Source organism: Pseudomonas sp. 9.3L (genome assembly GCF_058536285.1).
This window is the reverse complement of the sequence record NZ_JBZUBK010000001.1, coordinates 3,849,550-3,865,040: the sequence shown is the minus strand read 5'-3', so window position 1 is coordinate 3,865,040 and position 15,491 is coordinate 3,849,550. Positions and strand designations below refer to the sequence as shown.

The window sequence follows — 15,491 nt, the reverse complement described above, 5'->3', positions numbered from 1 at the left end:
ATTTCTCTATAAATCGAATCAGGCGCTGAACAGTGCATTGAATGCACGGGCGCGGCGGGTGACCTCGGCGGGGGTCTCGGCCGCAAACAGCCCGTGCACGACTGCCAGCAGGTCTGCGCCCCGCTCAAGCAGCGAAGGCGCGTTATCCAACGTAATGCCCCCGATGGCGCACACCGGCAGCGCCAACTGACGCTTGGCCTCGGTGAGCAGGCCCAGGCTGGCGGGCGGCGCGTCGGGCTTGGTAGCGGACGCGAAGAAACGGCCAAACGCGACGTAACTGGCGCCCTCGCTAGCGGCGTGATGGGCCAGCGCCAGCTGATCGTGGCAGGTCGCGCCGATAATCGCCGCAGGGCCCAACAGTGCGCGCGCCGGCGCCAGGGGGCCGTCGGTTTGCCCCAGGTGCACACCGGCGCCCAGCCGCGCCGCCAACGCTACATCGTCATTGATGACCAGGTGCGTGTCATAGGCTTCGCATAGGCGCGCCAGGGCGTCGGCCTCGCGTAGTCGGCCAGCCTCATCGTGCCGCTTGTCACGGTACTGGAGCAGGGTTACCCCCCCGTCCAGGGCTGCTTTCACGTAATCGAGAAAATGACCCTCAAGCAGGTGAGCGTCAGTGATGGCGTAAAGCCCGCGTGGTGTCATGTCAACCCTTCCCAATCGGTAAGCCTGCCGGGCCCGGCTCAGGAGCAGAAATCGAGCGGCAACCGTCGCGGCACGTACTGGCCCTGGCCCAGGCGCTCAGCGTCACGCAACGTTCGCCAGGTGTAATCCAGGGCAGTTACCACGGCGCTTGGCAAATGCTCGCCCAAGGCGAGGCGGCCCGACAAGGCGCTGGCCAAGGTGCACCCTGACCCATGATAGCTGCCCGGCAGCCGCTGGCAGGTGCGCGTGGCGCGTACGCCGTCGCGGCCGTACAGCCGGTTATGAATGGCGCTTTCATCGCCATGCCCGCCGGTGATGAGTACGTTGTGGCAGTGCAGCAACAAGACGTTGGCACACTCATCGGCAGAGCCTTCAGGCAGCTCGGCGAGGATGCGTGCTTCAGGCAGGTTTGGCGTGGTGATGGTGGCCAGGGGGAGGATATGCTCGCGGATGGCATAGCCTACTTCGTCCTTGCCCAAACGCCCGCCGCCGCCCGCGCGCAGTACCGGGTCACAGACCACCGGTACGCCAGGGTTGGCACGGATCAACTCGGCGACCGTGTCCACCATCTCCAGGGAGCCCAGCATCCCCAGCTTGATGGCGGCAATGGGTGAGTCGGCCATCACGGCCTGTGCCTGGGCCAATACCCACGCGCGGTCGAGTACGCGGAAGTCGATCACGTCTACCGTGTTTTGCACGGTCAGCGCCGTGACGGCAGGGGCAGCATGGCAGCCTTGGGCCAGGAGGGCTTCGATGTCGGCCTGAAGGCCAGCGCCGCCGCTCGGATCGTGACCTGAGAGGCAGAGAACGATAGGGCGAGAAGTGTAGGTATTCATGGGGGCGAGCTTATCACCAAACCGCCACGCAGGGGTGCGCAGCACACGGCCTATGGTAGGATGCGGGCAAAATTGATAACAGGTTGCCAGCACGTCGCGCCCTATGAAAGTAGGCTGTTTTTCGACGGTTGCCAGCGGCCTAGGCTGGGGCTGCATGCGCTACCTTTTTCTTTTGATGCTGTGCTGGTTGCCCTCACTGGCCACCGCGCTCGAGTTCGACGACAGTATCCGCACGCTCCCTCTGGGGCATGCGTTGTCCTACTTCGAAGACAAGACAGGCACTGCCAGCCTGGATCAGGTCATCAACCAACCCTTCGTGCCTAACACCACTGACGTGCTCAACGCGGGTTACTCCAGCTCGGCGTTCTGGTTGAAAGTGGACTTGCGCTACGCGCCTCGCCAAGACGCCAGCGGTGCCCGTCTCTGGTTGCTTGAACTCGCCTACCCGCCCATGGATCACGTAGACCTGTACCTGCCGGACGGCCAAGGCGGATGGCGCGTGGAGGCGCGTACCGGCGACGAACTCCCTTGGGCAAGCCGGCCCATCCGGCAGAACAACTACCTGTTTAACCTGGCATTCAAACCAGGGGAGGCGCGCACCGTACTGCTGCGAGTGCAAAGCGAAGGTTCGGTCCAGGTGCCTTTGTCGCTGTGGGCCGGGGATGCCTTTCTGGAGGCCCAGCCGGAGCGGTTTTATACGCTTGGGCTGATCTACGGCGTACTGCTGGTGATGCTGGTCTACAACCTGTTCATCTACCTGAGCGTGCGCGACACCAGTTACCTGTACTACATCCTTTATATCGCGTCCTTTGGCCTGTACCAGGTCTCGGTCAACGGTGCGGGTATACAATTCTTCTGGCCCAACAACCCCTGGTGGGCCAACGCTGCTACACCCTTCCTTATTGGCGCTGCGGCCTTCTGGGGGTGTCAGTTCTCTCGCTCATTCCTGCGCACTGCCAGCCATGGCCGGTGGCTTGACCGCCTGCTCAGGCTATTGATGTGGGCGGGCGCCCTGGTCATGGTCACGTCACTCATGGCCAGCTATGGCCTGGCCTTGCGCTTGGCCACGGCCCTGGCGTTGACTTTCGCTGTGGTGATCTTCGGCGCAGGGATCATTGCCTGGCTCAAGGGGTTGCGTCAGGCGCGGTACTTCATGATCGCCTGGTCGGCCTTCCTGATCGGCGGCATCGTCAACACCCTGATGGTGCTGGGGTTGCTTCCCAATATGTTCCTGACCATGTATTCAAGCCAGATAGGGTCCGCCTTGGAGGTCGCCTTGCTGTCCCTGGCGCTGGCCGACCGCATCAACGTGATGCGTGACCAGCAGGCCAAGGTACTGCTCGATGCAGGCCAGAAACTGGAAGCCTTGAACCAGCAGTTGTCTGAAAGCAACCGGCTCAAGGATGAGTTTCTGGCCACCATGACCCATGAGTTACGTACGCCCATGAATGGCGTGATCGGCTCGCTGGAATTGATGCAAACCCTGCCGCTTGCGGAGGAGTTGGCGACCTACCAACAGACCGCTTCGCGCTCGGCCCGCGACATGATGCGCATGGTGGACCACCTGCTGACCCTCACCGAACTGCAGGCCGGCCGGCTCACGCTGCGACCCGAGCCCTTCCGCGTGCAGGTGTTGCTCGACAGCCTGCACATGCAGTTCAGTGGCCAGGCCACTGACAAAGGCCTGAGCTTGCGTATCGAGGTGGTGCCAGGCGTGCCCGATGTCGTGATTGGCGACCTGAAGAAAATGGCGCTGTGCCTGGGTTGTCTGCTGGATAACGCGATCAAGTTTACCCGCGAGGGCAGTGTGACGTTGCTCATAGAAGCCACGGAACACCAGTACAGCGAGGTGCGCGTTGCGTTTCGAGTGATCGACACCGGCATAGGCCTGGAGCACGCCAGCGACGCGCTGTACCAACAGTTTTATCAAGCGGATGGCTCCACTACCCGTGAGCACGGTGGGTTAGGGATCGGGCTTGCCATTTGCCGAGGGCTGGCCACATTGATTGGCGGCACCCTGAGCCATCAGTCACTGCCCGCCCAAGGGAGCTGCTTCGAGTTGAGCGTCAATCTCGGCATTGAAGATACACCGGCCCCGCGCTACACACCGCTCGGCGGCCACAGTAAGGGTTGGCAGCCGGCACACTGCACGTTGGTGCTGATCGAGAGTGAGCGGGTGGATCAGTTGGTGATCCGCGCCATGTTGCTGCGCATGGGGTATCAAGTGCGCAGCGTTGACAGCGAAGCCACTGCGGTGGCCGTGCTGCAGGCACAGCCCCATGCGGCATTGTTGCTGGAGGGCGGTGCCTCCCTGGAGCCGGTGCTGGAGCAGGCGCGGCGTCTCCGTGAAACAGCAGGCCCGGTGTCCCTTCGCCTGCTGGCAGTGGTCGATACCACCCCCAGCGTTGAGCGTCGACGGTGGCTGGACGCCGGCGTGAGTGCGGTGATTACCCGCCCGGTTCGCTTCGAAAGCTTGCAAGCGCTGTTGGCCGAGGCCCTGTCCGTACAGCCCGTGCAACTGACACCCAGCCTAAATCCGCAGTAACCCTGGATCTACCTCGCGCCAGGCCCCTGGCTCCAGCCCTTCGAGGGTAAAGGGCCCAATGGCCACGCGGACGAGACGTAAGGTAGGCAAGCCCACCGCTGCGGTCATACGACGAACCTGGCGGTTGCGGCCCTCGCGGATAACCAGTTCCAGCCAGGCCGTAGGCACACTTTTGCGAAAGCGTACGGGCGGCTGTCGTGCCCAGAGGTCGGGCGTTTCAATCTGCCGTGCCTGCGCAGGCAACGTCGGGCCATCGTTGAGCACCACGCCTTCACTCAGTCGCGTTAACTGTTCGCTCTGCGGCTCGCCTTCCACCTGTACCCAATAGGTTTTCGCCAGCTTGTGTTTAGGGTCGGCAATGTGCGCTTGCAAGCGCCCGTCGTTAGTGAGCAGTAACAGCCCTTCACTGTCACGGTCCAGGCGGCCCGCAGGGTAGACGCCAGGCAGGTCGAGGTAGTCTTTGAGGGTCGGGCGGCCTTGATCGTCGCTGAACTGAGTCAGTACGTCGTACGGTTTGTTGAGCAGAATAAGGCGAGGCGTGACGGGCGCAGGCTTGGCCAGGCGGCGGGGTGGAACACGGCGGGTAGGGGCGGGCATGGGGGCAACACCGATTGCAGCGGGGCCGATAGCATATCAGCCCCGCTGGCCTCGATCAGCGGAAGGGCGGCTCGTCGAAGCTACGTAGCTTGCGTGAGTGGAGGGCGTTGAGTTGCGTACGCAGTAAGTCCAGGGCCGCGATCCCGATCGTCAGGTGCTGGCTAACTGCGCGGTTATAGAACGCATTGGCCGAGCCCGGCAGCTTGATTTCACTGTGCAAGGGTTTGTCGGAGACGCACAGCAAGGTGCCGTACGGTACCCGCAGCCGGTAGCCCTGAGCGGCAATGGTGCCGCTTTCCATGTCCACGGCAACCGCCCGCGACAGGTTAATCAGCGGGCGTTCCTGCGCCCAACGCAGCTCCCAGTTACGGTCGTCATAGGTGAGCACGGTGCCGGTGCGCAAACGCTTTTTCAGCTCGTCGCCGCGCTCGCCAGTGACCTGGGCAGCCGCCTCCTGCAAGGCCAGCTGCACCTCGGCCAACGCCGGGATAGGAATGTGCGGGGGCACCAGGCGGTCCAGAATACCGTCGCGGCGCATGTAGGCGTGGGCCAGTACATAGTCGCCAATGGTCTGAGAGGCCCTCAAGCCGCCACAGTGGCCGATCATCAGCCAGCAGTGGGGGCGCAATACTGCCAGGTGATCGGTGATGTTCTTGGCATTGGACGGGCCAACACCAATGTTCACCAGGGTGATGCCGTCCCCGTCCTCAGCGATCAGGTGGTAGGCAGGCATCTGGTAGCGGTGCCACACGACGGTGGCAACCATGGCCTGTGCCTCGTCGTGTGGCATGCCTTTTTCGATCACGACGTTGCCAGGCATGACCAGGCGCACGAAACGCGGGTCGGTGTGCAGCTGTTCCAGCCCGTGGGCCACGAACTGGTCTACGTACCGGTGGTAGTTGGTCAGCAGCACCCACGGCTGTACATGGCGCCAGTCACTGCCGGTGTAGTGCACCAGCCGGCGCAGGCTGAAGTCCACTCGGGCGGCATCGAACAGCGCTAATGGCAAAGGGTCGGCATTGGCCCAGTCGTACAGACCGTCGGCGATGTTGTCAGTGGCCGCCGAGAGGTCGGTACTGGGGAAGACCCGCGCCAGGGCGGCGGCGGTGATGCCGGTGCCGGCCAGCTCATCGCCCTGTTCCACCACATAGGGGTAAGGAATGTTCTGCTCGCTTACGCCCACCTCCAGCTGTACGTCGAAATCACGCATTAGCGGCACCAGTTGTTCCAGCAGGTACTTACGGAAGGCCGCAGGCTGGGTCACTGTCACGGAATAGGTGCCCGGCAGCTGTAACTTGGCATATGCGCGGGTGGTGCTAGGCACTTCACCGTGGGCCTGGTAGTTCAGGCGCAGTTCGGGATAGCGAAACAGTGCCCGTTCGTGTTGATCGGGCTCGGTCCGGTCTTTCAAGTAACGCTTGAGGGCCTGGCTGAGTGCGACGGTTGCGCGCTCATGGAGCCAGGCCAGGCGGTCCACAGCCTGTTCGGGGGTGGTAAAGGCTACGAATGCATCGGTGCTCACAGGCGGGTCCTTCTCTTCTGGCAAGCAGTCATCTTGCCTGTTCCGAAGGTTTTTAGCAGCCTTATGCGACATGCGCGTGACGGCGTTTAAGTGCGCAAGTGCGCCAGTGGCAGCTCCGAACTGGCCAACACCTGGTTGAGTACAAAACTGGAGCGCACGCTGGTCACGCCTTCAATACGGGTAAGGTGCCCAAGCAGCAGTTGTTGATAGTGGTCCATGTCCTGCACCACCACCTTGAGTTGGTAATCAGCCTCCATTCCAGTCACCAGGCTGCACTCCAGTACCTGCGGCAAATTACGCACAGCGGCCTCGAAGTTCTCAAAGCGCTCCGGCGTATGCCGGTCCATCCCGATAAGCACGTAGGCCGTGAGATTAAGCCCTAGCTTCTTGCGGTCTAGCAGGGCTACCTGGCGGGTGATATAGCCATCGTCCTCCAGTTGCTTGACCCGGCGTGAACAGGGCGAGGGCGACAGGCCAATACGCTCCGCCAATTCTTGGTTGGAAATCCGCGCGTCGCGTTGCAGCTCGGCGAGAATATTCAAATCGTAACGGTCCAGTTTGCCCATCAAGGCTGCTCGCAGTAGGTGAATTGCGGAGGATTATCCACAAACGGTTTTAAATTGCGCAATAGCCACTCGTAACCGCAATCTTCGCAATCCTGTGCTGCGGCTGTCGCTATATGCTTTACCTCAAGATCACCGCCCGGACATGAGTCCACTGCCCGCCGCCCAATCAGGCCGCGTGCGGCCACCGCCCCCATAGGGGCGAGCTGGCCACCGGGTCGACGCTGGCTCAATCAGGCTGGCGGTTGTGAGCCGTTGCCACAAGCGACGTGCCTGGGCTGTAAGGGAGGCCGAGGGCCTGATGCCAGTCAGTTATGCTGACTGGCATTTTTGTGTGCGGGGCAAAAGCGAGGCGGCTGTAGTAGATGTTTCTGAGCAAATGCTAGAGAGGTTCTCCTTCCTTGATGTTCATTATCGTGTCAACTTTTGCTCTGACGTACGGTACGTCTGGCGACAAATGAGACCTGATGAACTCAGCGACTTCTTCTTTCTTACCTCGCTTACAGAAGATATTTTCGTTCCAAACCTCCCAGCGTACATTGACGGCTTCACGGTTTTCGACGATAGCAAGCTGCGTTATCTCGTGCCATTCCATGACCGCAGTACCGTATTGGCTTTGCAGCTGCTGGTAAGTCTCCGAGTTGGCCATGGACAGGTAGCTAAGTGTCATACCCGCGGGGCCAACCAATGCGCCGAGCAGGAAGATAGGATCAATAGCGGCCAGGGCTAGGAATGTGAAAAGTGTGAGTACGGTTGTGACCTTCGCTAGAGTGAGGTGCCATTTCGGGGCGTCTTTCCACTCGCAGTGCTCCCACCCGCTTTTTGAAAAGCGATAGGCAAAGTTTGTGGTTTGGCCTAAGCCATACCACAGTAATAGAGTAGGCATCAGGAAAAAAATAATACTCCATAGCATACGACCGAGCACAGGCCCCCCTTCATCTATCGTGTACATAAAAATAGCGAAGGCTAGCGCCATAGAAGCCATTACGAAAAAGCCAATATTGGCGACAAAGGTACTGTAATTACGCGCACGCAGGGTCCAAGCCAGTAGCTCCGGTTCATCAGCGTATTTCCAACTTAGCTGAGGAGGTAGGGGGATAGGTTTGTCGAGGTTGAACATGTATAGGCTCATCGTGAATGTTTAGATTGAAGCGCGGGTTGTTAACAGCGCCGCGCTTCTAAGGGCGTGCTAGAGAGGTTCTCCTTCTTTGATGTCCATTATCGTGTCAACTTTTGCCCTAACGTATGGTACGTCTGGGGATAGGTAAGACCTGATGAATTTAGCGACTTCTTCTTTTTTACCGCGTTTGCAGAAAATATTCTCATCCCATACTCCCCATTTGACATTAACTGCTTCACGATTTGTGACAATGGCAAGCTGTTCGATTTTTTGCCATTCCATAGCAGCATGCCCGTATTGGCTCTGAAGCTGTTGGTAAGTCTCCGAGTTGGCCATGGACAGGTAGCTAAGTGTCATACCCGCCGGGCCCACCAACGCGCCGAGCAGGAAGATAGGATCAATAGCGGCCAGGGCCAGGAATATGAAAAGTGTGAGTACGGTTGTGCATTTCACCAAGGTGAGGTGCCATTTTGGGGTGTCTTTCCACTCACAGTGCTCCCACCCGCTTTTTGAAAAGCGGTAGGCGAAGTTTGTAGTCTGGCCTAAGCCGTACCACAGTAATAGAGTAGGCATCAGGAAAAAAATAATACTCCAAAGCATACGGCCGAGCACAGGCCCCCCTCCATCTATCGTGTACATAAAAATAGCGAAGGCTAGCGCCATAGAAGCCATTACGAAAAAGCCAATATTGGCGACAAAGGTACTGTAATTACGCGCACGCAGGGTCCAAGCCAGTAGCTCCGGTTCATCAGCGTATTTCCAACTTAGCTGAGGAGGTAGGGGGATAGGTTTGTCGAGGTTGAACATGTATAGGCTCATCGTGAATGTTTAGATTGAAGCGCGGGTTGTTAACAGCGCCGCGCTTCTAAGGAATGCTAGAGAGGTTCTCCCTCCTTGATGTTCATTATCGTGTCAACTTTTGCTCTGACGTACGGCACATCTGGCGACAGGTGAGACCTGATGAACTCAGCGACTTCGTCTTTTTTACCGCGCTTACAGAAGATATTTTCGTTCCAAACCTCCCAGCGCACATTGACGGCTTCCCGGTTTTCGACGATAGCAAGCTGCGTTATCTCGTGCCATTCCATAACCGCAGTACCGTATTGGCTTTGCAGCTGCTGGTAAGTCTCCGAGTTGGCCATGGACAGGTAGCTAAGTGTCATGCCCGCCGGGCCCACCAACGCACCGAGCAGGAAGATAGGATCAATAGCGGCCAGGGCCAGGAATATGAAAAGTGTGAGTACGGTTGTGCATTTCACCAAGGTGAGGTGCCATTTTGGGGTGTCTTTCCACTCACAGTGCTCCCACCCGCTTTTTGAAAAGCGGTAGCCGAATTTCGTGGTTTGGCCTAGGCCGCAATTCCATGTGAATAAAGTTGGAAGTATGAAGATTAAAAAGCTCGATAAGATCCGCCATGGTTCGCTTGTTCCTTCGAAAGCGGAATAGCAAAAAATCCCAACACTCATATTAAATAGGGTGAGTATTGAAAAGCCGATATTGGCGACAAAGGTACTGTAATTGCGCGCACGCAGGGTCCAGGCCAGTAGCTCCGGTTCATCCGCATATTTCCAACTTAACTGAGGAGGTAGGGGGATAGGCTTGTCGAGATTGAACATGTTTAGTCTCACTTGGAGTTCACCGGCACGCTGAGCGTCAATGCCTGAATAATTCGTTGAAGCTCGGGTTTTCGCAGTACGCTATCGCTTGTGCTCGCAAGTTCGTTGGTAAAGGCAGTGGTCATACGGTCTGCCTCACCGGAATGCTCGTCGATGGCCAGGCGGAAAAAATAACTATGGGGGTCTTCCTTTACCGTTCCCCTTGGGTACCTCACTTCAAGCTCCAGCGTAAGACGTGGAAGGGTGGTCCCTATCCACACTTGCCATACACGGTAGTCATGCTTATCGGTGTACTCGAAGTCCGCGTTTTGTGTACTTGAGCCCGGTGAACTTGGCAGTTTTCCAAGACGCTCAGGGTCTACCCAGTTGCCGGTCAGGAACTCGCGGCGCAGGTGTTCAGACATTTTCTGCAGTTGACTGTGGCCAAGGTTGTGGCCGTTGACTAAGGCGGGGCGCAGGTCGACGGTAGTGCCTACCAGGCACTTTGGAAGCTGGACCTGTACCCAGAAGCCTTTGGGCATCTCATAGCCATTCCCCCAGCGGTACACAACGGCTCTGCCCAGTACGCTAGGCCGCTGTAATGTTTCCACCAAGGCCTGCATCTGTCGGGCATGGCCGCCGTGCCCCTGCCAGTCAGCCAGGGGGCCTTGCCCCCAGTCGCACCGGTACAGCCACAGGCGAAGGCCTTCGCGTTTGTAACGGTTGGCCAGGACAGAGACCAAGAGATAAGCGATGCCCAGCAAGGCAATGATGATGGTTACCGGCGTGGACATCAGCCAGCCAAAGGTGAACCAGTAACCAAATGCAGCGCCCCCCAATTGGAGAGTTGCGCCCACAGACATTACTGCTACTACACCTAACTTCCATTTCAGCAACGTAGCTTCATCCGCCCCTGAAGCCCGACTAATATCCTCAGTCAGCTGCCAAGCCTCCAGCCCTGCGGCAATAGCCCCTAGCGCGGCCCATGTCCCCGTTCGTACCAACAGGCCTTTGGAAATATTCGCAAACTCGCTAGCCATTGCAGCTTCTGCACTTTGCCCACTCGCAGCGAAGCCTTTGGCTTTATCCAGCCACCTCGTATACCCCGCCTGTGCCACCCGCAGGGATTTGTCCTTGAACTCCATCACCCGTACCCCTGCCCGGTTCCATGCTGGCCCCACCCACAACGCTGCGATGGCATTGGCGGCGTAGGCGCTGTTGGCGCCCAGCGTGCGTAACTCGTCGGCGGTGAACAGGCCGTCGTTGCTCACCTGCTGGGCAGTGTTGTGGAGGTTCCAGAGGTTGAGCGCCATGGCGAGCACTGGCAGAACCGTGCCGAACTCCAAGGCGTTCCAACGCGTGAGGGCGTGCCTGTACCCCGAACTCTGTTTCAGTTGAAGTTGGCTGCTCACCTCGGCCTGGCCCAGGTCACCCAGCAGGGCATTGAGTTCGGGCAGCGGTGTGTTGAGTTGGCTGAACCCGGAGACGCTGGCGGTGATCTGTAGGGGGCGTTTGAGGAATAGGGCTTCCTGCTGCTTGTTGAGGTAGTAGCGCTGAATGCGCGCGGCCTGCTGGTCGTGGGCAGGGGCAGGGCGGTGCAGGACGGTGTCGAGGCTGTTGATTTTGTTCTGCAGGGTTCTGAGCTTCAGCGTCCAGGCCTGGTGCTCGCGTGCGTAATGGGGGTTGAAGATCAGGCGAGTGCCGCTGGACAGCTCGGTGGAGATCAGCACGTTGGGCAACGCCATCCCCAACGCGTTGGTGTGGGTCATGGCGCCCATCAGGATTGAGCCCATTCCATGCCAGGCAGCCCTTGCCTGGTTATTGGCCACCTGTAGCAAGGTGGTAAAGCTGGCCTTGGCCATCTCGCTCATGGCCTGGTACAGCGCGCTGTCGCGCACCCGTGGCAGGTCCAAAACTGCTTTTAGTTCATTGGCGCGGGTGCTCAGGTTGGCGGCGTCGCTTGCGTTACTCAGGTTCAGTGCAGGTGCGGTGCTGTCCAGGGTGCCATGGGCGCCGAAACGCTGCGCCACGGCCTTGAGCAGCTCGGCAATTTCAGGGTTGAAATTGAACCGCGCTAGGCCGAACAGCGTGGTCGGTTGCGCGCTTTGGCGCTTTAACCACACCTGCCCACTTTCGCACTGGCTCAGCCACAGGTAGGTGTCGTGGGCAGTGTCCATCAAGGCAGCGGATTGTGCAGGGTTGCAGGTGTCGTGGAACACGATGTCGCCGTAAGGGGCAAGCGCGTCTAGCCAGGCTTGCAGGTCATCTGCGCTGCGGTCGCAGTGGGCCTGGAGGCGCTGCCCTTGGCGCAGGGTCTCGTTTAGGTAGCGCCGTGCCTCATCAAAGCGCACGTCGCCACGCCACCAGTGCAGTTCGCCAAATTGCTTGAGGCTCTTCTGCCACCGCGGCCCCTCCGGCAGGCTCCCCCATATGGCCCTGAACCGCGCTTCGGCGTCTTTCACAGGGATCAGGCCATCCTCTGGGGCGGTGGGTACCTGGGGTTTCATGTCCTCGTGGGCTTGGAGCACCAGGTACAAGTCATCCGCATACGCCTGCCGCTGTACCGGGTCCTTGAGCGTGGTAGGCGTCAGTGCCTCGGTGTCGATCCCGCACAGTTGCTCCACCACTGCAGCGCTCTGCATCCGGTGCTGGTGTTCGTTTTGAAACTGCTGCAACTCCTGCACCCGGCCACTCAGGCTCATGGTCAGGTCGTCGATCAGGGCCAGGGGGTCGTCCAGGGCCAGGAACAGGGCGGTGTCCTGGTCAGGTACGCCGCCGCGAACCCAGCACTCTTCGACCCCCGCCTTGAACGGCCCATCCGGCGCGGTGGGCTCCGTAGGCAGCAGGGTGCTGGTGAAAAAGGGTGGTGTTTCGCCGAAGGCGAAGATGTCCGCCACGCACCGGCTCAGCTCGGTAATCATCGCGCCGTGCGGCACGCTGGCCTCGGTGCAGAACTGGGGCAGGCTCAGGCGTCTGGTCCAGTGCGCCTGCTCGGGGTGCTGGCGAAAGCGCTCGCACAGACGCCAGGTCCACTGCACCGGCGAGTAGGCCATGCGCAGCTGGCTGCGGCGGGGGTACAGCACGTAGGGCAAGGGCTCGCCGGGGTTGTGGCGCACGTCCTGATTGAGCTGGGCGTCGGTCCATTCGTGGCGGGTGAACTGGTGGCCCGTCACCTCGTACTCGTGGAAGGTCTCGTCGGTGCTGTTCCACACGTACAGCCAGCCGTCACGCAGTTGGCGCAGGGTGTAACTGCGGGTGACCAGCGCTGGCAGGTGGCTTGCCCAGCCTTTAGGCAGCGGGTGCGGGCCCTGTGGGCTGCCGGGCTGGCTGGGGGCTTCGTCCAAGGCATAGCGCACCGGGAAAATCGCCACCTCCGCCGATTGAAGTGGGCACAGGCCCATGCCGAAGGGGGCATTGCTGAAGGCTTGGTTGCGCCTGGCCCGGTGCAGTTGGGCGCGGTATTCAGGGTCGTTCATTGGACCTCCTTGGTCAGTTCGTTGCACAGGCAGGCTTTGTCCAGATGCTGGAGATAAGGCAGGCGAGGTAAGTGGGTATGGCCAGCACCTGTGGGTTTACGTCTGTGGATAAGTTGGTTACGTGTATTCAGCAGTAAGTGCTGCTCTAACAAGGAACATGCCACGAGGACGCGCGGCCGCAGGAAGTGAGGGGGTTAAGCCAGGACTGATAAAAATGACTACGGGGTTCAGCGAGTAAAACGTTTAAAGTTGCGCAATTAGTTGCGGGAAAGTATGCAAGTAATTGCGCACTACCTACGATGCCTTGATTAACAAGAGCTTCCAGTAAGTACCCACAGCGTTATTCACAGCGGGCTGTGCAACTTATTGCCATAGTTGTGGACAGGGTACGTCAAGCCCTCGGCCCTGCGGCTAAGCAGGCACACGTGATCGCCCGTCATGCCTGCATTTAGGAAATGCCCTTGCTTGCCGATACCCTGGCGAAGCGGTCACTGAGCGGGCCGCGAACCGCTTAGGGTTTTTCCAGTCCAAGCTGGGTGCCCGCACCTCCATGAGGAATGCCATGAAAACCCGCAGTTGGTGCCTCGCCAGTGCGTCCCTGTTGTGCCTGTGTGTCGGCACTGCCACGTTCGCGGACAATAATGCCAGTGACCAACTGCGAGGTAGCGCACCCAGCGGGCAGAGTGGTGGTGGCCGGCCTGCGCCAGAGCATGGCGGAGGAGGGCAAAACCCAGGGCGCCCGGGTAACCCCGGCGGTCACTACGGCGGGCCCAGCCAGCCATCCCCACGCCCCCCGCAACAACAGGGCCCGGCCGCCAGCCGCCCTAACCCTTACCTGCCAGACAAGTACCGGGCAGATGACTATCGCCCTGACAATTACCGGCCTGAGCCCAACCGCCCAGGTTTCAATCGCCCTGACCCGAACGATAACGACTACGGCCGCCCGGATAACCGCCCTAACCCTGGCTGGCATGGTGGCCCCAATGGTGGGCGTGAGCCGCCCACCAGTAGCCTGCCCCTTCAGCCCAAGCCTGACGAGGTACGCCAGACCGAGCCGCCTCTGCGTGGCAGCTATCCCGACCTGCCCAGGCAGCATGGCAACCGCCCTTGGGGTGACGGCCAAGGCTGGGATCACGGCCCAGGGCGATATGGCAACGGGCGGGGCCCCGGCCCGCAATACCGGCCAGGCCACCGCATAGACCGTTTCACCGACGACCCGTACCGCGTGCCCTATCGGGGCGGTGACTATTACTACTCCAGCGGTTACTGGTACCGCCCCAATGGGCCGGGGTATGTGGTCGTAACCCCGCCCAGGGGCATACGGGTTCGTTACCTGCCGGACTACGCCACACGGGTATGGATCGGCGGCGGCATGTATTACCAGGCGGCCGGCACCTATTACCAATGGGTCAACGATTCGCAGGAGTATGTGGTGGTCGACACGCCGTCGGCGCCGATCCAGTCGCAGCCCCAGCCGGTTCCGCAGGGCGGCGCGGCGCCCAGTGGGTACGACGTGACGTTTTATCCGGCCAACGGCCAGACGCCCTCGCAAATCGAACGCGACCGCTATGACTGCCAGCGTTCGGCGGCCCAGCTAACAGGATTTGACCCCGCAACCGCCACATACGCGCCGTCTGACCAAGTGGTAGGCCTGTATCGCCAGAACATGGCGAACTGCTTGGCAAGCCGAGGTTATGAGCTTAACTGAGGCCGGCTGACGGCGTCTTCCGGGTCTGCGTGTACCAGCACTTCGGCCTTGGGGAATTGCGCGACGATGGCCGCCTCAACCTGCTCGCACAGCGCGTGAGCCGCCGACAGGGTAAGCCGGCCCGGTAGCTCCAGGTGCAACTGCACAAACCAGTGCTGGCCAGACATCCGGGTGCGCAGGTCATGTGCGCCCAGTACGCCAGGCACACCACAGGCCAGCGCCAGCATCTGATCGGCAACGTCTTGTGGCAGCTCCTGATCCATCAGGATGGCCGTGCTCTCTTTACCGATCTGCACCGAACTCCACAGGATGTAAAAGCCAATAATCAGCCCGAACACCGCGTCCAACTGAGGGTAGCCCAGGTTGGCCAGCAGTAGCGCCACCAGGATGCTGCCGTTGAGCAACAGGTCGGAGCGGTAATGCAGGGAGTCAGCCCGCACGGCGGTCGAGCCGGTTTCGCGCACGACCTTGTGCTGCAGCATCAGCAGCCCCACGGTAAGGATCAGAGACAGCACCATCACCGCGATGCCGAGGCCCGCTTCGCCCAAAGGCTCGGGGTTGCGCAGGCGGCTGATGGCTTGCACGGTAATCAGCACCGCACTCAGCCCGATGAACAACGCCTGCCCCATGCCTGCCAAGGCCTCGGCTTTGCCGTGACCGTAACGGTGGTCTTCATCCGCAGGCCGTAGCGAGTAATGCACGGCCAGCAAATTGAGGAACGACGCTGCGCCATCGAGAATAGAGTCGGTCAAGCCTGCCAGCAGGCTGACCGAGCCGCTCAAATACCAGGTCACGGCCTTGCACACAATCAACACCGTCGCCACCCCGAGAGAGGCGCGAGTGGCCAGGCGTAACAGGCGGCGATGGCGCGCGTCGACGCTCATGGG

12 protein-coding genes are annotated in these 15,491 nt (G+C 60.2%); 2 read left to right on the top strand and 10 right to left on the bottom strand.

All coding sequences use genetic code 11. The features are described from left to right. Positions 1-18: 18 nt before the first annotated feature. Together thiE and AC4LE2_RS17835 are read right to left on the bottom strand one after the other, a co-directional pair. Positions 19-642, bottom strand: coding sequence for a thiamine phosphate synthase (gene thiE, locus AC4LE2_RS17840; protein ID WP_491827075.1), 624 nt, complete (start codon positions 640-642; stop codon positions 19-21). A gap of 38 nt (positions 643-680) precedes the next feature. Next, positions 681-1,478, bottom strand: a complete 798-nt coding sequence (locus AC4LE2_RS17835) for a bifunctional hydroxymethylpyrimidine kinase/phosphomethylpyrimidine kinase (protein WP_491827073.1) — start codon at positions 1,476-1,478, stop codon at positions 681-683. A 154-nt stretch (positions 1,479-1,632) separates the two neighbouring features. Here AC4LE2_RS17835 and AC4LE2_RS17830 point away from each other — a divergent pair, with 154 nt between their 5' ends. After that, the gene (locus AC4LE2_RS17830; protein ID WP_491827071.1) at positions 1,633-4,023 is read left to right on the top strand and encodes a hybrid sensor histidine kinase/response regulator; all 2,391 of its coding nucleotides are present in this window, start codon (positions 1,633-1,635) and stop codon (positions 4,021-4,023) included. Here AC4LE2_RS17830 and AC4LE2_RS17825 read toward each other — a convergent pair. From AC4LE2_RS17825 to AC4LE2_RS17795, 7 genes are all read right to left on the bottom strand, one after another. Further along, positions 4,009-4,584: a pseudouridine synthase gene (locus AC4LE2_RS17825; RefSeq protein WP_491828170.1), complete on the bottom strand. Its 576-nt coding sequence runs from the start codon at positions 4,582-4,584 to the stop codon at positions 4,009-4,011. The two genes, AC4LE2_RS17830 and AC4LE2_RS17825, sit on opposite strands and share 15 nt — an antisense overlap. Before the next feature lie 91 nt (positions 4,585-4,675). Further along, entirely contained in the window at positions 4,676-6,142 is a 1,467-nt protein-coding gene (amn, locus tag AC4LE2_RS17820; protein WP_491827069.1) for an AMP nucleosidase, read from the bottom strand. An 86-nt stretch (positions 6,143-6,228) separates the two neighbouring features. After that, complete coding sequence (locus tag AC4LE2_RS17815; RefSeq protein WP_491827067.1) at positions 6,229-6,708, bottom strand: Lrp/AsnC family transcriptional regulator; 480 nt, start codon at positions 6,706-6,708, stop codon at positions 6,229-6,231. 379 nt (positions 6,709-7,087) lie between these two features. Further along, the gene (locus AC4LE2_RS17810; protein ID WP_491827065.1) at positions 7,088-7,825 is read right to left on the bottom strand and encodes a hypothetical protein; all 738 of its coding nucleotides are present in this window, start codon (positions 7,823-7,825) and stop codon (positions 7,088-7,090) included. A gap of 69 nt (positions 7,826-7,894) precedes the next feature. Continuing rightward, positions 7,895-8,632 carry a hypothetical protein gene (locus tag AC4LE2_RS17805; protein WP_491827063.1) on the bottom strand — a complete coding sequence of 246 codons (738 nt, stop codon included), beginning with the start codon at positions 8,630-8,632 and terminating at the stop codon, positions 7,895-7,897. 68 nt (positions 8,633-8,700) lie between these two features. Continuing rightward, the gene (locus tag AC4LE2_RS17800) at positions 8,701-9,441 is read right to left on the bottom strand and encodes a hypothetical protein (RefSeq protein WP_491827061.1); all 741 of its coding nucleotides are present in this window, start codon (positions 9,439-9,441) and stop codon (positions 8,701-8,703) included. Between the two features lie 8 nt (positions 9,442-9,449). Beyond that, the gene (locus AC4LE2_RS17795) at positions 9,450-12,896 is read right to left on the bottom strand and encodes a T6SS effector BTH_I2691 family protein (RefSeq protein ID WP_491827059.1); all 3,447 of its coding nucleotides are present in this window, start codon (positions 12,894-12,896) and stop codon (positions 9,450-9,452) included. Positions 12,897-13,458: 562 nt separating this feature from the next. On the opposite strand from AC4LE2_RS17795, the gene AC4LE2_RS17790 reads away from it, so the two are divergent. Next, the gene (locus AC4LE2_RS17790; RefSeq protein WP_491827057.1) at positions 13,459-14,604 is read left to right on the top strand and encodes a DUF6515 family protein; all 1,146 of its coding nucleotides are present in this window, start codon (positions 13,459-13,461) and stop codon (positions 14,602-14,604) included. Here AC4LE2_RS17790 and AC4LE2_RS17785 read toward each other — a convergent pair. After that, complete coding sequence (locus AC4LE2_RS17785; RefSeq protein ID WP_491827055.1) at positions 14,589-15,488, bottom strand: cation diffusion facilitator family transporter; 900 nt, start codon at positions 15,486-15,488, stop codon at positions 14,589-14,591. The genes AC4LE2_RS17790 and AC4LE2_RS17785 overlap by 16 nt on opposite strands. Between the last annotated feature and the right edge of the window lie 3 nt (positions 15,489-15,491).